The sequence below is a fragment of the Streptomyces sp. TLI_55 genome, assembly GCF_900206255.1.
Lineage (GTDB): Bacteria > Actinomycetota > Actinomycetes > Streptomycetales > Streptomycetaceae > Streptomyces > Streptomyces aquilus.
Genome location: NZ_OAOJ01000001.1, coordinates 85,853 through 103,581 on the forward strand (window position 1 = coordinate 85,853; position 17,729 = coordinate 103,581).

Genomic DNA, 17,729 nt, shown 5'->3' on the forward strand with positions numbered 1-17,729 from the left:
GCCAGTCGACGGCGTTCCCGAACCTGTGGGCGAGGCAGTCACACCCACGAGTGGACGAACCGGACTCGGCGACCGCGACGACCACGCGACACTTCGACAAAAGGGCCTCTTGGTTTTCGCTGGACGCGACATCCGCGAGCTACCAAGAGGCCCTTCCTTCATGCACCGACCCCGGACAACTCACCCGAACCAGGACCCCGTGCCCCTCACGGCGGCCCGTTCAACACCGCGCTCGCCCCCTCACAGAGGAGGACGCCTCGGTGCTGACCTTCCTCGTCCGGGTCGACTGACCTGCGCCGGCTCAGCCGTCGATACGGTGCGTGCTCCAGAACGACGTGAGGTCCGTGCTGGTCGCCGCCTGGGCCGCCGCCTTGAACTCGGCGGTGGTAGAGACGCCGTACCAGTGTGAACTCGCGTAGCTCTTCAGCAGGTTGGTCATCGCCGTGTCACCGATCAGCCGCCGCAGATCGTGCAGGGCGCACTTGCCGTAGCCGTAGACGACGGTGGAGTACCGGGACGAGTGGGCGTCCCAGTAGGCCATGGAGTTGGTTATTTTCTCCGCCGAGGAGGCCCAGGAGACGCTGTTCCAGCAGTTGGCGCCGGTCTTGCCGAGGGCGAGGTCGGTGGCGTAGTCGGTGAACGCTTCGTCCAGCCAGGGGCTGTTGTACTCGTCGTCGCCGACGATGCCGTACCACCACTGGTGGCCGATCTCGTGGGTGAGCGCGGTGGTGCTGACGAGGTCCAGGACGAAGCCCGGGTACTCCATGCCGCCGAACCAGTAGTTGTTGTCGATGACCGCATCCAACTCGCCGTAGGGGTAGGCCCCGAAGCGGCCGGCGTGTGCGTCGACGGCCGTCTTGGCGGTGCTCAACATCGACTGCGCGTCGGAGGAGCTGATGCCCGAGACGGAGTAGATGTTGATGGCCGTCCCGGCCGCCGAGGTGCCGGAGATCTTGCTGAACGGGCCCGCAGCCCAGGCGAAGTCACGGACCTTCGTCGCGGTCGCCGTGGTGACGGTGCGGCCGCTGGAGCCGGGGGTGTCCGTCGAGGTGCCGGTGGCCGGGACCAGGAGCGAACTCGGGTGGTCCAGGGTCACCTTGAAGTCGGCGGCCAGGGAGTAGAACGACTCGCCGTTGTTGGTGTACGGGTCCAGGTGCCAGCCCGAGCCGTCCTTCACCGCGAGCACGGGCAGCGCGTTGCCGATGTTGTTGAACGCCCCGTCATGGCCGAACCGGTCGGCGCCGCTGGGCACGGTGATGCCCAGGTCGAAGCCGATCGTGGCGGACTGACCCTGCGTCAGGGGTGTCGGCAGGGTGATCTGGAGCGCCGTGCAGGCGACGGAGAGTGAACCGGCCGTACCGCCGGTGACGTTGGTGACCGTGATCGGCATCGCGTCGCAGGTGCCGTGGTAGTTGTCCCACAGGCGCAGGTACACCTCGCTCAGCGCGGTCGAGGAGGCGTTGGTGAAGGTGGCGCTCTCATGGCCGGTCCAGACGGTGCCGGAGGTGTTGCTGCTCAGGTTCACCGTGTACGAGGGCGCGGCCGGCGTCCGTGTCGAGTCCGCCGGCGGGACGGTGCCGCCGGAGGTGTCGAGGGCGATGTCGTCGAGGACGAAGCTGGTCTGGAGGCTGGAGTCCTCGGTGCCGGTGAAGGCGAGGGTGACGGTCTGCCCCGCGAACGACGACACGTCGAGGGTCTTCTTCACATATCCCGTGGCCTTGTCGAGGTTCGACCAGGTCGCCAGCGTGGTGCTGCCGATCTTCGCCGTCAGCTTGTCGTAGGCGGTGGACGAGGTGGTCTCGGCGGTGTCGATGTGCAGCCAGAACGACAGGGTGGCGGTGCTGCAGCCGGACGGGATCGTCACGCTCTGCGAGAGCGTGTCGGTGTGCGTGCCGCCGGTGCCGTCGAGCCAGGCGAAGCTGGTGCCGCCGTGCGCGGACTGGCCGGAACGGCTGGTGATCACGCTCGTGGACGACTGCGTCCAGGGCGAAGTGCCGCTCTCGAAGCCGCCGTTGACGACCGCCTGGGTCGGCGTGCAGGCCGCGGCCGCGTCGGTGGCGGCGGACGCCGGGTGGACGGGGAGCAAGGACACGGAGGCCAGCGCGGCGACGGCGAGGGCGCGCGCGGCGACGGATCTGTGGGGGGTGGTTCTCACGCGTAACTCCTTTGCGGCGACCGGGATCCCGGTCTGCTCGGCGGCTATCCACCGGCTGGGGTGCGTCGGTGGGTGGCCGTGGGCTGCGTGCATCGATTGACGGGAGCATGCCATACGGGAGGGGATGATGGGGATGGGCACACCGACTCGGAGGCCAATTCACCGAGCGTGGATCCGATGGGCCGGAATCAGTCGCCGGCACCATGCCCGTTGAGATGGCCACCCTCGCCCCGGGCGACCTCAACGCCGTTGCGCAGGCCGGTGGCCGCCTTCAGGGAATCCGCTTCGACAGTGCGCGGAAACGCTCCCGGATCCCCTCGTGGCTGTTCAGACTCGCGCCCTCGCCATCGACCACCCACCGTCCGTCGGACGTGAAGAGTCCGGCGATGCCCTCCGGCTCCGTGGGCCGACTCACGGGGAGCCCCCAACGCCCCTTCCCCGAGGGCCAGTTGACCCACAGATGAATGTGCTCCACGTCACCCTGCAGCCAGAGGAGAAGTAACCCCTGCCGCACCGTCAACCTGGCATGCTCATGCGCACTTACTCGCAGGTAATAACCGCCGCGCACTGTCACGAGGACAGCCGTGCCGCCCGACCACGCCCACCCCCGCTCGTACCCGCTCACCCGAAGACCGCCATGGCACCTGCGCCATGCCACTACGCCATTCCTTCCCGAAGCACACCCCCTACCACCGCTCCCGAGGACTCACGCGTGCACAAACTCAGAGCGCATGCCCTGATTTCGGCCCTGTCGACGATCACCGTCGCGGCTCTACTGGCCACCGGCTGCTCCGCCCACTCCCCCGCCACCACCGGCGAAGCAGCCGGCTCGACGGCCGAAGCCTCGAAGCCCGGCACCGACGACGAACGACTCGCGGTCGTCTCCGCCCCGACCGGTGGCGTCGCCACCCCGACCGCCGTGGCCGCCGCCAACACGCCCGACCAGGCCCGGGCCCGGAAATCCGCGCTCACGGTCGCCTCGTACGACAGGAAGAGCCGCCGGGCGGTCATAGCGGCACCGACCTCCGGCTCGGGCACGACACCACCGGTAACCCCGTCGACAACGACCGCTTCCTCGCCCACCGCCTCCGGCACTCCCCAGGACGCAGGCTCGGGCGGCGCGAATTCCACCACCGCCGTGGCTGTCGGCGACGTCATAGCCAGCGCCCCCGCCCCCGGCGCCCCCGACGGCATACTGGCCAAGGTGACCGAGATCGTCGACACCGCGGCGGACGGCAGTGCGACCGTGCAGACGGAACCGGCCAAGCTCAACTCCGTCCTGGGCAAGAGCAAGGCGGACGGCGCGGTCCCCGTCGACCCGTCCGCCTTGAACGTCGAGCCGCTCGTCGAGGGCGTGAAGGTCTCCTGGGCGAAGACCGGGGATCTCACCTTCGGACCCGAGGGCGCGAAGCTCCCGTTGGGCAGCCTGCGCATCGACGTCGCAACCGCTGTGAAGACCGCCGCAGATGCCCCCGCCTCGGCCGCCGCCTCCCTAAAGGGCTTTGTCCAACTGGCCCCCGAGGTCGCCTTCTCGTACGACGGATCCCGCGCCGCCACGAGTTCCTCGCCCAGCGGCGCGTTCCTGGGGCTGACCGGCGAGTGGACCTCCCAGTGGCAGCTGAAGGGCCGCGCGGCCGGCGCGACGAACGGCAAGCCGATCCGCATCCCCTTCGCCGAACTGCACGCCGACCCCGTGATCCAGGTCGGCCCCGTCCCGATCGTCGTCAACCTCGATCTCGTCTGCTACTTCCGGGTGGACGCCGACGGCCGCGTCACAGTCGACGCCGAACAGCACCTCAAGGGAGACTTCCGCGTAGGCGGCAACTTCACCTGGGCCAAGGGCTGGCGCGGCGTCAGCGAATCCCACATGACCGGTGAGCCCCTCAAGACGACGGTCACCACCCTCGGTGACGTCAAAGCCGCCATGGGCGCCGAGGCGACGGTGGGCCTCTACGGCACAGTGGGCGTCACCGCCGACCTCGCCCACTATCTCCGCGCCGAATCCAACGCCACGGCCGGGGGCTCGGCGAACGGCACCGGCTCCGCGTCCGGCTCCTGGGCCCTGTACGGCGGAGTCGACCTGAGCGGCACGCTGAATCTGCAGCTCTCCATCTTCGGCACACCCGTCTTCCAGACACGGATACCGCTGGGCGCCGTGCACGAGGAGTGGCTGCTGACGAAGGGTGAAGTGAGGACGTAGACCCCCTGGCGGCCAGGACGAGCCGGAGCGGGCCTGCTCAGTACGCCACGCAGAAGCGCCCCTGATGAAGGCCGGCCTTATCGGGCTCGTCGTCGAAAGCGATGGCGTAGTCGGCGCCTGAGACGAAGGAACGGCCGCCGGCGTCCGCGAGGATGACATCACCGCCGAGCAGACGGCGCCCCCACGTTCGCCGGGCATGTGGGCGCCCGACTCGACGGCGGGGCTGAGGCAGAACCATTCCGCGCGTTGGCTTGTGCTTTGTCCATCAGGCGCGAACGTCGACTCGGACATAGGCGGGGCAGACAGGAGAATGCCCCGCCGGGACATCGTCAACGGCACTCGGCAGAGCGTCAGTGGGTGCGGGTTACCGGCGTTGGTGCCGGCGGGCAGCAAGGATTGCGACGTCGCCGCGTCGTTCGACCAGGCCGTCGGTGTAGAGCATGAGTGTGGTCCGGGGACCATGGTGGCGGTGAGGGGTTCGTAGCCGCCCAGCCCGGTGCCGATGACCCGAGCGTTGCGGGCGCACGGGCAGTGGCCGGCGGGCCTCCACCTGGAGCTGACCCCGGACCCGGTCACCGAGTGCGTGTCAGAGCGGGATGAGCCGCCGCGGTTCACGAACTACCGGTCCACGTGAGACCCGCGTCTGAACCCCGAGCAGTCGGCGGAGATGGTCTCCCATTTCCTCTCGCTGCTCTGAAGCATGTCCCGTACGCCCCACGGATACGGCCGGTGGCCCATCCTCACGAGGAGGACGGGCCACCGGACACAGGGAGCGACGGTCAGGAACGGGCCTCCAGAGGACGCTCGGCCGGACGGTTCTGGGCGGCGCCGGGGTCGCCCTTGCCACCGGTGATGCCGATGGCCCGGGCAGCCCCCGCCAGGACCAAGGCGGTGGCGACGAGCACGGCACTCACCACCAGGGGCGAGCGGTAACCGAAGTCGGCGCCCAGGGCGAGGCCACCCAGGGCGGGTCCGGCAGCGGCGCCTACGTTCATCGCGGCGGTGGCGAAGCCGCCGGCCAGCGTGGGGGCGGCCGAGGCCGTGTAGAGGGCCTGCGCGATCAACGTGGAGCCCACGCAGAACGACAAGGTCCCCTGGACGAAGGCGAGGATCAGCGCCACGGCGGGGTTCGCGGCCGTGAGGGCGAAGAGCAGCCAGCCCACCAGAAGCACCGCACCACCGACCGCCAGCACCTGGCCGGGACGGCTGTCCGCGAGTCGGCCGCCCACGTTGACCCCGACGAAGGCCCCGATTCCGAACAGCGCCAGCGTGGCAGGCACCCAACCGGAGCTCAGGTCCGTCACGTTGGTGATAACAGGTGTGAGGTACGTGAACGAGCAGAACGTCGCTCCGTTGACCAGCGCCCCGAGCACGAGCATCATGATCACCCGGGGCGTCCGGAACGCCCGCAGCTCGTGGTGGACGCTCGGAGCCGCAGGGTCCACGGGTGTCGCCGGTACAGATCGAAGCACCGCGAAGACCGCCGGGGTGCAGACGATCGCGACACCCCAGAAGGTCGAGCGCCAGCCCCAGAGCTCGCCCAGTACGGCGCCGAGGGGAACACCGGCGATCAGGGCCAGGGTGACACCGCTCAGGAGCACCGACGTCGCACGGCCCTTGGCCTGGGGTCCCGCCATGCTCGCCGCGGTCGCGAGGCCGACAGCGAGGAAGCCCGCGTTGGCCAGTGCGGCGATCACTCGCGTAACGAAGAGGACCTCGAAGCTGTGGGTGAGGGCGCCCACGACATGGGCCAGGAGGAAGGTGACGAGGAAGGTGAGCAGCGCTCGGCGTCGCGGCCATCGCAGGCTCAGCATCGCGACCAGCGGTGCGCCGACGATCATGCCGACGGCGAAGGCCGAGGTGAGCGAACCGACGGCGGGGAGGGACACACCGAAGTCCGTGGCCATGTCCTCCACCAGCCCGGACAGCATGAACTCCGACGTTCCCTGGGCGAATACGGCCAGCCCGAGAACGTAGACGGCAAATGGCATGAAGATGCTCCAACTACATCGCAGAAAGAGGGGACGCGACGCATGGACGGATGGCCATGCGGTCGCATGGGAGACGTCCCGGAGAGAGTTCCGGGCGTGATCCCGCGATGCGGTTGATCCGTGGCGGATGCACGACGTCCTGCTCGGCGACGGGGCCGGAGAAAGCAGGTTCGTCAGAGGTTTACGCGATCAGCCACCGGATCACCGGTGGCCCGCTTCTTTCCGCCTCAGGACTCGACATGTCTCTCAACATAGCAACGCCCAGATCGCCGTGTTAACGGGTTCGACAGCTCCGGCCACCCGCCCCCTCCGCTGTCTCCGGCCGGTACGGCTCATCGACTCGCGCCCATCGCCCCGTACGGAAAGAGTGTTCATGACGACCCATCAAACAGCCATGATCATGGTCGGTCTGGCGTTGATCCTCTTGCTCGCGCATGTGCTAGGGCGCCTCGCACGGCGGTGCGGCCAGCCAGCCGTCCTCGGCGAGATCCTCGCCGGCATCCTGCTCGGCCCGACGCTGTTCCACGGCGCCCTTTCAGACGCCGTCTTCCCCTCAGACGTCCGGCCGATGCTCAGCACACTTGGCAACCTGGGCGTCGCGCTGTTCATGTTCCTCATCGGGCTCGAGCTCGACAACCGGCTGCTGCGCGGGAACAAACGTGCTGCGCTCGGAGTGTCCGTGGGGTCGATCGTCTGCTCGTTCGGACTCGGCGTGCTGCTGGCGGTGTGGCTGTGGAACGATCACGCGGTCGGCGACCAACTCGGCTTCGTGCTGTTCATAGGCGCGGCCATGTCCATCACGGCCTTCCCGGTCCTGGCCCGCATCCTCACCGACTGCGGCATCCAGCACATCAGGGTCGGTGCGCTGGCCATGGCAAGCGCGGCCGTCGGGGACGTCTTCGCTTGGCTGTTGCTCGCGGCCGTCCTTACCTTCACGGGGAGCCAGAGTTCGTGGCAGGTGCTTCTCGTCCTGCCGTATGCGGTGGTCATGATCACGGTGGTACGGCCGCTCCTCGGCAGGTTCCTGGCCACCCGCGAGCCGCGCGGAGCGGATGACGGGGAGCGCGGGCCGGGTACCGCACCCCTGTGTGTGCTGACGGTGGTCCTGCTCGTCTCCGGCGCACTGAGCGAATGGTTCGGGCTGCACTTCATCTTCGGGGCATTCCTCGCCGGCGCGATCGTGCCGCGCGACGGCACGCAGCGGCTGCGCGCGACGGTCGTCGATCGGTTCGAGACGATCACCTGGATGTTGCTGCCCGCGTACTTCACGGTGGCCGGGCTGAAGGTCGACCTGAGCACGGTGGACGGGGACAGGCTCGGCGAGCTGGGTCTGATCCTCCTCGTCGCGATCGGCGGCAAGTTCGGCGGCGGTTACCTCGGAGCGCGGGCCGCGGGCCGACCCGGGCGGTCGGCGACGACACTGGGCATCCTCATGAACACGCGCGGTCTCACCGAACTCATCATCCTCGGTGTGGGACTACGTCTGGAGTTGCTCGACACGGATCTCTACTCACTCATGGTGGTCATGGCCCTCGTCACCACCGCCATGACCGCGCCCCTGCTGCGCTGGGCACTCACCGCCTGACCCCTGGCAGGGGCCGCCAGCCCTTGTGACAACACGCTGGCTTGGTGGCACCTATCGTTTTTCGGCTCACCTCATCAGCGAAATCACGACCTACAGCTGGCGCACCAGTACGCGGATACCTCCGGCGGCAACATCATCGAGACCGGAACCGACTCCTATCGCCTCGCCACCACCCGCACACGGGCTGCGCAGCGAGGGTCCGGTGCGGGCGCTGATACTGCCGGCGGCACTGCTGACGGTGGCCGCCGCACTGCTGGTCGCCATGCTCGCCTGGGCTCCGGACGAGCCCCAGGCCCGCTCCGGGGCTCAGGGACACCAGTGGTCCTGCCAGGCGGGGGCGGCATGCCTGCACAAGGGGGTAGCCGGGAAGAGGAACGCAGGACAAGACAGTACGCAGCGTCCGGATGCACAGTGGGGGGCACGAGCGGTGATCATGAAGGAGGCCCACGTGGCGGAGCCAGAGCGGACCGAGAGCATGGATCAGCGATCCCGTGGGCCGGCTGACACCCCTGTGGGCGGGGCACTGGCCGCCATCGGGACGGGGGCGTACGTGGTGGACGAGAAGGGGTGCATCATCGCGGTCAACGCCCGAGCCGCGCAGTTGCTGGCCCGGCCCGCCGAGGACCTCGTCGGCCGTGACGCGCACGATCTGCTGCACCGCGATGCCCGCGGGCAGCCGATGCCGACCAGCCGATGCAGCATGCGGCAGGCCTTCCACGCCGGACGCACCGCCCAGGCCGAAGGAGAGTGGTTCGCCCGCGGTGACGGCTCGCTGCTGCCCGTCAACTGGATGATCACCCCGTGCGACACCGGTGGCCGGGAGGCCGCCACGCTCGTTGTCTTCCACTGCGCCCAGCAGGCGCAGGAAGCGGGCCGGCGGCCTGAGCTGGTGACTTACGCGCTGACCGAGGTCGAGCGGCTGGCGCTGCTGGCGCAGACCACGACGCAGCTGACTTCCACCCTCGATGCCAACGAGGCGCTGCGTCGGCTCGTGTCGCTGCTCGTGCCCCGGCTGGCGGACTGGGTGGTCGTCGACCTGATCACGGAGCGGGACGAGGTGTGGCGCGCTGCCGTGGTCCATGCCGAGGACGACGCGCTGGTGCACCACGAAGAGCTGCAGGGTCCGATGCCCCCGGTGCCGGAAGAATCCCCGATGCCGCTCTCCAGAGCACTGCGTGGGGTTTCCTCCACCCTTGCCGGTCCCGAGACCTATCAGCAGCCACCTGATTCCGGCATCGCGGTCGAACAGCGCCGCCTTTTCGAGGCGACCGGCGTCCGCTCCGCGGCCATCGTGCCCATCCGCAGTGCACGGGAGGTCCTGGGGGCCCTGACCCTGGGCCGTGCCGAGACGGCGGAGGACTTCACCACCGCCGACCTGCCGCTGATCGAGGACCTCGCTCGACGGGCCGCGGTCGCTCTGGACAACGCACGCCTCTACCAGCGTCAGCGCAAGGTCGCCGAGACCATGCAGAACCACCTGCTGCCCCAGCTGCCACACGTGCCCGGGCTGGAGATGATCGCCCGCTATCTGCCCGCACCCGACGCCTCGCAGGTCGGCGGCGACTGGTACGACGCCTTCTGCCTGTCGGACGGCGCCACCGTCCTGACCATCGGAGACGTCGTCGGCCACGACCTGGACGCAGCGGCCGGCATGGCGCAGGTCCGCAACATGCTGCGTGCCTACGCCTGGGCCCAGCAAGAACCCCCCAGCCGGATCGTCGAGCGGCTCGACGAGGCGATCACGCACATCACCGACGTCCCCATGGCCACCATGATCTTCGCCCGTGTCAAACAAGCGGACGACGGCCACTGGGAACTGTCCTGGACCAATGCCGGCCACCCGCCACCCCTGCTCATCAGCCGGGACGGCATCACCCGCTACCTCACCGACGGCCACGGCATCCTCCTGGGTACCGGGACCCGCGCGCCCCGCCCCGACGCCACCGCCGCGCTGCCGGCCGGATCCACCCTCCTGCTGTACACCGACGGTCTCATCGAAGAACCCGGACACTCCCTGGACGCGGGCCTGGATCGGCTGCGCCAGCACGCTGCCGCCCTCGCCCACCGCCCTCTTGTCTCCTTCACCGACCAGCTTCTGCGGCGGGTCCGCCCCGCCGACAACGACGACGACGTCGCCCTCCTCGCTCTGCGGGCCCCAGGGAAAAACGCGGGGGACGGGCACAGTGCTCCCCTGGCTGTACGGACGGATCCGCGCGCGCTGACGTAGCAGGATCCGGGTACTGAGGCCTGCGGTGACGCCGCGGCGGTGTTGGAGCACCTGCTCGGCGAATGTGCGGCGATGGCACCCGGGTCGGTCGCAGAAGAACCGTCGCGACGGTAGGGAGGTCACCAACGGCCGTTCTGCCACAGGGCGTTCGGCCAGGCGGTGCCGGTAGCGGGAGTGCACGCGGTGCCCCGGCCGAAACCGCGATCGTCGACAACAAGCAGGTCGCGAAGGAACGGGCGTGGTGGATAAGGGTGTCGAGCTGGAGGCCGTGTGTGCAGCGGACGGGAAGAGGTAGTTGCACTGAGAGGAGCGCGGCGAGTTTCGGCGAGAGGACCGGTAGCACGGACCAGGAGCAATCCCGGTACCGCGCTCTGGCAGCCTACTCAGCGGAGAGGTTGCGGGGCGTCGCTGGTGTCACCTGGGGCGACGGTAGCGGAGTTCGTGTGCGCGGCGGATCCTATCCAGGCGCTTGCCGCCCGCCGCGCCCTGGCTGAAAGCGAGAACTCTTCGACAGATCGGGTCGTCGAGAGCCACCAGCTTCCGTCCGCCCCAGAACTCCATGAAACGGTGCGTGTACGCGTATGTGAGCGGATCGTCGTGTCCGAGTGTCTGGGCTGCGTCGGACAGGACGACTCGATAGTAGGCGAGTGCAAGCAAGAGGCTCGTATACGCCTTGGGTGAAGTGGCTGCGTCGGCCAAGGAGGCGTAGCAGTCGGCGAGTTCCCAGCGGGCGGTCAGGGTGGTCCAGTCGCCGGGCCCCAGTGTTCGGTGCGCGTCGGCGGCCACGCGATGAAGCAGAGTGATCGCCTGGTGGAGGTGGGAAGTGTTGCGCTGGTAGATCTTGGCCAACGTGAGTGTGGACCACAGGGTTTCGCAGTGGTTCGGGCCCAGGACCCGCGTCTGATCGGCAATCAGGTCTTCTAGTTGCGAAGTGATGTCGCTCGTGGAGCCGGCCCTTGCCTGCGCGTCGGCGAGAGCCAGCCGGTACGGGAGCACAGCACGGTGATCGGCGCCCAGGAGCGGGACGGTCTCGTCGAGGATGGATGCCAGGACACGGACCTGGTCATCGGCAGTACCGACCCGGTCCATGTGCTCCGTGTAGTGGATGACCATCCAGGCATACTCGGCGTCGCCGCTGCAGGGGCCGCCGTGGTGAATGTGAGCTGCCACGTGAGGCAAGAGCCGGGACCGCTGCGAGCGATCGGCGGCCTTCCAAGCGGACAGCAGAACACGTCCGGCCAGTTCCCGGAGGCTGTTCGAGCCTGTCTCGTCGCCGCGCTCACGGGTGATCGCCTGGAGGAGGCTGTGGACGTGGAGTGCATCGCCGGAGCGTGCCATGAGGCCGTAGGCAACAAGGCGTCCGATGGCCTCGTCGACGGCCGCTTGATCTTCGGCGCCGAGGTCCTCGTACCGAAGCACGTCGGCAGGGAGATCGCCGGGGGCGTACCAGGACACCACGCCAAGGATTCGGCCTGGTAACTGCCCGTGGTGCGAAGCGATTCGGTCCAGGGTGGCATCCCAGACGGTAGCGACGGCCGGGCCGGGCTCCTCTCCGGCCTGGCGCCAGGCCAGGATGTTGGCCCCGGGCTGGGAGAGGCGTTGCAGATAGGTCGCTGCTGATACGTGGTTCTGCATCAGGTAGCGGCCCGCCAGATCGATTGCCAGAGGCAAACCGCCGAGGGCCTGGCACAAAGCCCCGGCATCATCGAGCAGGATCTCGTCCCGGACCCGCAACCGCAGCATCGCCGTAGCCTTGTGCAGCGGCAGCACCCCGAGTTGGGTGGGGGTGGCGATGCCTTCCCAGTCGGTGGTGTGGCGGCTGGTGACGAGGAAGCGGCCGTTGCGGCAGGCGGTGATGAGTTCGGCCACGTCGCCTGGACCCCGTACGTTGTCCAAGACAACAAGCCAGCCCTTGTGGGCGGCAAGCCAGTTGCGGCCCCACTCTGCCGCGTGGGCGTCGGCGGCGTGGGCGAGATCCGGATACAGACGCCTTCCCAGCTCGGCCAGCCCGTGAGAGATCTGAGCCGGGGTTTCCGCGTCAATCCACCAGATCGGGTTGTAGCGGCGCAAGCGGGAACTGACATATTGCTCGGCCAGCGTGGATTTGCCGATTCCCCCAAGACCCGTGATCGCCAGTGCGCGGGCACCGGAGCCGCGCTTGAGGCGGGCAGGGACCCGGCCCACTTGCTCGTCGCGGGAGATGAGCAGTGAGCCGGCCGAAGGTGTAGCGCGCAACCGCACCACACCTTTGGGACTGTCCACCTGGTCAGCTCTCTTCAGCTCTCCAGGAGGGTGGTGGATCGTGACGTTGTCCCCGGTGATGGCGGTGCCGAGAAAGTTGCCACCGACCGCGATCGACCGCTCGCCCCAGGCCACGACCCCACGCGCAGAGGCAGTCTTCTCACTGGCCCGAGGTGTGCCGGACCCTTCATTCAATGATCCCGTCATGAGTGACCCGAGTGATGGCCGATGAACACGAAGCCCTCCCCATCCCTGCTCACCGCCACGGAACATGAACCGGACTCGGTGACCGGCCACGCCGTCCGCGGCGTGACGGGCCCCGGAAAGTCCGCGGTTGCACCTACAGTGGTCCGTGTCCCCGCGCTGCCGGCACGATGGTCGCCACCAATGCGTTGGTCAGTCCCCTCACGGGTGCCGTGCCCGTCGACGACGCGTCGCGGTCGTCCCTCCCCATCTCGCCCACCGTCGCTAGGGAGCCCGTGACACCACAGTTCATCCAGCTGCCATAGCTCGCCGCCACCCATGACCCTCCCCCGCTCTGCCGGATAAAGCGCACCTGCCACGGTGGCAGGAAACGCCCGGGCAGGTAAGGCCAACAGCCAAGGACCCCCACCGACGACGTGAGGCCTACACGCCCTCACCCGAGAATGCACGGGCTTCTGTCGACGGGTACGCGCACTTCTGGGCGGCGACACTGCGCCGCGGGGGCAAGGCATGGCCGGCGACAGCGCCCACCTCGATGCTTGTCGCCGACCCCACGGACAATCCGCTGCTGGAGCCCGACGGCCCCCGCTGCCCGAGGCGGGGCTCGCCTATCTGCACGCGGTCGGCATCGCCGCCGACCTCGGCGGCCAGGCGACGGAGATCCGTGCGTACCTGTCGGCGGCCTTCGGCCGCTATCTGGCCGCCAGCCCTGCCCTCAGCGGACCTCGCGATCCGGGCAGACACCGGCCACAGACTCGGGGCCATGCAGAGTCGGATCCTGAGCTGATCAGCTGTAGATATCGCGCCCAGGCGTACACAGGGGGTTCGTCGCCGCGGTATCGCGGCGGATGAAGATTGCGGATTCGCCTCCATTGACGGGTATCACCCAGCAGAGCTGATAGTGCCGGCGTAGTACTGCTCTCTTGGTGATCTCGGCGGGAGTGTTGTCCAGGGGCTGACCGGGACGATCGCGCAAGACATTGATCTCACGATGCCGGAGCATGCGCTGCCGGATGACGTCCGGGGAGGCCTCGACGCCGTACAACGTTCCGGACGCAGCCGGTGTCTGCTCCAGCGCGATGTCGTCGAGCGGCCCGAAAGCAGCAGGCCGGGCAAGTACCCATACGCGGCGACGTGCAGGCTGGAAGAGAACCGCTTCGGGGTCTCCCGGGACGGTGACGGTGAGCCCCCAATAGCTCTCCACCGTGTCGGTGCGACTGGCAGCGGAGCGCATCTGCCAGTACCAGGGGCCGAGCGCCGAGAACAGAGCGAAGGCCACGGCCGCTGTGGCGTACAGCTTGCGCCGCCTGCGCTCTGCAACTGCCTCCACTCGCAGGATCCGTTGCCAGTGCCGCAGCGCCTGGCCGACGACGAGTGCCAGGCCTGACATGCAGTACAGGACGTAGCGATCGACGTACCACGGCTGTGCGAGGGACACCGTGAGCAGGAATCCGGCAGGGACGATCAGGAGCGGCACGCCGAGCGTCGAAAGCGTTACCGCCCTGGCCTCGCCCGCCTCGTGCCGCCGAAGCACGACCCCCAAAGCTGCTGCCACAGCAGCAGGAACCACGAACCCCAGCCAGTCCTGAAAACTCGGTCGGCCCAGCCAGTCCAACTGCGCTGACGCCTGACCGGCACTGACCACAGCCAGTGGCGCCACAGCACAACCGACGAAGGCGACCACTACGAGCCAGCGGCGTCCGAGACGGCGCAGATGGCCGTCATGCCAGAGCGTCACGGCATGCGCAAGGATGACCAGCAGAGAAAACACATGCAGCCACCCGCCCAACAACAGCAATCCTGCATACCCGACCCACCAGCGTCGCCGGCGGTCCTGCAGCACGCGCACGAAGAACCACGTCGCCCAGACCACCGCGGCGCTCACCAACGCATAGGAGCGGGCCTCCTGCGCGTAGAACTGCACCTGGGGAACGCACAGGAAAGCAACTCCGGCCAAGAATCCGGTTGCTGGGTCACCGAGCCGGGTCCCGATTGCGTAGACCCCCAACACAGCAGTCACCGTACCGAGCACCGACAGCACCCGCAGTGTCAGGACGCCGTCGTCCCATACCCCAAGTGCAAGATGGGCAAGGAAGTAGTACAGGCCGTGGACGGCATCAATGTTCTGCACCAGGAGCCACAACTCTCCTGAGGTGCGCTTGGCCACGGCATAGCTCACCGTCTCGTCCCGCCAGGACGACGCGTCCCGGTCGAGCTTCCACAGGCCTACCAGCGAAGCCACCAGGACGAGACCAACCGCGAGCAGCTGCCGATACCTGCGGTTCAGCCGATCCTGATCAAGCACCGGATGCCGCAGGTCAGGTGCCCTCCATGTCTCCACATAGCCAAGCACCGTTGTCACGGGCGCCCGCAACAGAGCCGGCGACACGCGTAATCGCTCAAGCAGAGCCCGACAGCCGTCAAGGGCAACTGCCTGCACACGGCTATCCCCCACTTCCAACCTCCGCCATCCCAGACCCAGTTGTACAAATCAAGCTGCAACAGACGGAACATACCGGTTGCCCAAGGCTCGTGTTCCTGCAGCACCTGGTGTCGGTGGAACGACGGTGGTCTGGGGAGGAGTCATGAGCGTTCCCCGCCCCGTGGGTGTGCCTGGCTTCCGTGAGGGATCACCGGCAGGTGACCGACGCGATCGTCTTCGAGCTTCCAGACCGGAACCCATTGGGTGCATCTTCCGGAGAAATCCGGGAACTGGCGCGACTCGTCCGCGGGTTTGCCGCATGCTTCCGGCGTAGGCGGTGGTGTTCGGAGATCCTGTTGAGGCACCTGTGAAAATCACTGCAAGGAGAGCCCAGTGCGCCGCCCGTCCCGGAAAGCCTTCGCCGCCCTCGTCGCCGCCGGCCTCGCCCTCCCCCTTCTCACCCCCACACCCGCCTCGGCTGCCACCGCCACCAGCCGCTTCGCGAACTACCGCTACGGTGACTGCCTGCGCGAGGCCTCCGAAACCGAACTCATGGGCGACCGCTGCAACACCGGACGCGGCAGTCTCCTGTGGCAGTGGAACGGCCGCCTCAACACCAACACCACTCTCAAGAACAACGTCTGGGACCGCTGCCTCGACAGCAATGACCGGGGCGACGTCTACCCCCTGCCCTGCAACGGCGGCTCATACCAGAAGTGGCGCACCGTCCAGCCCGCCGCCGGCAGCGCCATCATGCTCCGAAGCGTCGGCACGGGCCGCTGCCTCTACCAGCAGGACAACGGCTACTACCGCACGGCCAGCTGCGACCGAAACGCCCAGAACCAGCGCTTCACCATCGGCTGAACGGAACTCCCGCCCTGCCCGTCATACGTCTCACTGGAGGCGGGAAAGAGGCGTCAACTGCGGTGATGAGGTACCACTCGGTGACCGTGTCGGGGGCCTGGTCGATGGCGGTGTCCCGACTTCGTGTGTGATTGCGCAGCCGGGGTAGGCGCCGGGGCCGTTCGACGTCGCCGGTGTGGATGGCGGTCATCACGGTGACGGCACCGTCGGTGACGCGGACGAGGCCGTTATGGCTGCGGTCCAGCTCGTCGCCGGCGGGCCCGTCCTCGTCGCTGATGTCGAACTGGTGGCGCTGAACGGGCGCGAGGCCGTTCCCCGTCTCGACCGCGTCGCTCATTCTGAAGCCCGTTTCGATGATGCGGACATACAGGTAGAAGCGGCTCGGAGCTCGGCCACTATCCCCGTTGTGCGTCGCGTTGATCATGCGCCGACTGAAGTCGCCGTTGCCAGTCGCGGCACCTTGCCCGATCGACGAACGCGCCTACGAGCAGCCCAGGAGGGTGGTGGCTCTCGGCCACCAGACCTATCGACGCCGATGATTCCCGGCCGGTGCTGGAGTCTGTCTTTAGACGGCAATCTTCTGGAAGGCGGCTTCATGACGACCCTGCACGACTTGCTCCAAGCCCACGTCGGTGCCGGTACGGTGCCGGGAGCCGTTGGCCTCGTGGCCCGGGGTGACCAGGTCGAGGTGGTGGCCGTCGGCACGCAGGACGTCGGCGGCGCCCCGATGGCGAGGGACTCCATCTTCCGGGTCGCCTCGATCACCAAGTCCGTCACCGCCGCCGCACTGCTGATCCTCGTGGATGAGGGCAGGATCGCACTGGACGACCCGATCGGGAGGTGGCTGCCGGAGCTGGGGAAGCCGGTGGTCGTACGCACGCCGGCGAGCCCGGTGGACGACGTGGTGCCGGCCAGCCGGTCCATTACCGTATTCGACGTGCTGGCCTCCCAGGCCGGGTACGGATTCCCCTCCGACTTCACACTGCCGGCGGTGCAGGAGTTGTTCACGGTGCAAAAGGACGGCCGGGTGCCGAGCAACTTCCCGCCGGCCGACGAGTGGATGGCGGCGCTCGGCCGCATCCCGCTGCTGTACCAACCGGGCGCTGCCTGGCTGTACGACACCTGTTCCGTCTTGCAGGGAGTGCTGATTTCGCGGGTCACCGGGCAGCCGCTGCCGGAGTTTCTGGCGGAGCGGATCTTCGGGCCGCTGGGCATGGTGGACACCGGTTTCGAGGTGTCGGCCGCCAAGCGGGGACGGTTCACCAGCTTCTACAGGCCAGGCGCCGACGGCAGTCTGGAGCTCGCCGACGACCCGGACGGCGAGTGGAGCAGCCTGCCCGCGCTTCCGCTCGGTAATGGCGGGCTGGCCTCGACCGCCGACGACTGGCTGGCCTTCTGCCGGATGTTGCTGGCCGGCGGGGTGACGGCCGACGGCCGCCGGGTGCTGTCGGCCGACTCCGTACGCATGATGACCACCGACCATACGAATCCGGCGCAGCGCGACATCGGCCGGCTGTTCCTGGAGGGCCAGGGCTGGGGCTTCGGCGGCTCGGTCGACATCGACCGGGCCAACCCGTGGAATGCGCCCGGCCGTTACGGCTGGGTCGGCGGCACGGGCACAGCCGCGCACATCGTCCCGGCCACGGGTGCGGTCACCATCCTGCTGACCCAGGTGGCAGCGATGGGCCCCGTGCCGGCACCGGTGATCAGGGAGTTCTGGCGGTATGCGGCGAACACCTGACACACACCCGTCCACCGAATTCGGCGCCTCCGGCTCGGCAGCCAGTGCATGACTACCACCGTCGCAAAAAAGGCACCCGGGTAGAGGTGGTTCACCCAG

10 protein-coding genes and 1 pseudogene are annotated in these 17,729 nt (G+C 68.3%); 6 read left to right on the forward strand and 5 right to left on the reverse strand.

Annotated elements, in window-relative coordinates; translation table 11 throughout:
* Positions 1–301: 301 nt before the first annotated feature.
* On the reverse strand, positions 302–2,155 hold the full coding sequence (locus tag CRP56_RS00525; RefSeq protein ID WP_097259456.1) for a M1 family aminopeptidase: 1,854 nt from the start codon (positions 2,153–2,155) through the stop codon (positions 302–304).
* Between the two features lie 712 nt (positions 2,156–2,867).
* Here CRP56_RS00525 and CRP56_RS00535 point away from each other — a divergent pair.
* A complete protein-coding gene (locus tag CRP56_RS00535) occupies positions 2,868–4,355 on the forward strand; it encodes a hypothetical protein (RefSeq protein ID WP_097259458.1) in 1,488 nt (495 codons plus the stop codon).
* Between the two features lie 779 nt (positions 4,356–5,134).
* Here CRP56_RS00535 and CRP56_RS00545 read toward each other — a convergent pair.
* Complete coding sequence (locus CRP56_RS00545; protein ID WP_097259459.1) at positions 5,135–6,346, reverse strand: Cmx/CmrA family chloramphenicol efflux MFS transporter; 1,212 nt, start codon at positions 6,344–6,346, stop codon at positions 5,135–5,137.
* Between the two features lie 373 nt (positions 6,347–6,719).
* Between CRP56_RS00545 and CRP56_RS00550 the strand changes: the two genes are divergently transcribed.
* The 3 genes and pseudogenes from CRP56_RS00550 to CRP56_RS00555 all read left to right on the forward strand — a co-directional run bounded on the left by CRP56_RS00550 (position 6,720) and on the right by CRP56_RS00555 (position 10,158).
* The gene (locus CRP56_RS00550; protein WP_097259460.1) at positions 6,720–7,931 is read left to right on the forward strand and encodes a cation:proton antiporter; all 1,212 of its coding nucleotides are present in this window, start codon (positions 6,720–6,722) and stop codon (positions 7,929–7,931) included.
* A 117-nt stretch (positions 7,932–8,048) separates the two neighbouring features.
* A pseudogene (locus CRP56_RS49460) lies at positions 8,049–8,135 on the forward strand (IS21-like element helper ATPase IstB); the annotation flags it as partial.
* Positions 8,136–8,406: 271 nt separating this feature from the next.
* The gene (locus CRP56_RS00555) at positions 8,407–10,158 is read left to right on the forward strand and encodes a SpoIIE family protein phosphatase (protein WP_179850911.1); all 1,752 of its coding nucleotides are present in this window, start codon (positions 8,407–8,409) and stop codon (positions 10,156–10,158) included.
* Positions 10,159–10,572: 414 nt separating this feature from the next.
* Here CRP56_RS00555 and CRP56_RS00560 read toward each other — a convergent pair whose 3' ends face one another.
* On the reverse strand, positions 10,573–12,534 hold the full coding sequence (locus tag CRP56_RS00560; RefSeq protein WP_097259461.1) for an NB-ARC domain-containing protein: 1,962 nt from the start codon (positions 12,532–12,534) through the stop codon (positions 10,573–10,575).
* A gap of 856 nt (positions 12,535–13,390) precedes the next feature.
* Complete coding sequence (locus tag CRP56_RS00570; RefSeq protein WP_218877946.1) at positions 13,391–14,992, reverse strand: glycosyltransferase family 39 protein; 1,602 nt, start codon at positions 14,990–14,992, stop codon at positions 13,391–13,393.
* 426 nt (positions 14,993–15,418) lie between these two features.
* Here CRP56_RS00570 and CRP56_RS00575 point away from each other — a divergent pair, with 426 nt between their 5' ends.
* A complete protein-coding gene (locus CRP56_RS00575; protein ID WP_097259464.1) occupies positions 15,419–15,889 on the forward strand; it encodes an RICIN domain-containing protein in 471 nt (156 codons plus the stop codon).
* Here the strand turns inward: CRP56_RS00575 and CRP56_RS00580 are convergent.
* Positions 15,876–16,313, reverse strand: coding sequence for a hypothetical protein (locus CRP56_RS00580; RefSeq protein WP_097259465.1), 438 nt, complete (start codon positions 16,311–16,313; stop codon positions 15,876–15,878). The two genes, CRP56_RS00575 and CRP56_RS00580, sit on opposite strands and share 14 nt — an antisense overlap.
* 171 nt (positions 16,314–16,484) lie before the next feature.
* Here CRP56_RS00580 and CRP56_RS00585 point away from each other — a divergent pair, with 171 nt between their 5' ends.
* Positions 16,485–17,630, forward strand: coding sequence for a serine hydrolase domain-containing protein (locus CRP56_RS00585; protein WP_097259466.1), 1,146 nt, complete (start codon positions 16,485–16,487; stop codon positions 17,628–17,630).
* Positions 17,631–17,729 lie beyond the last annotated feature (99 nt).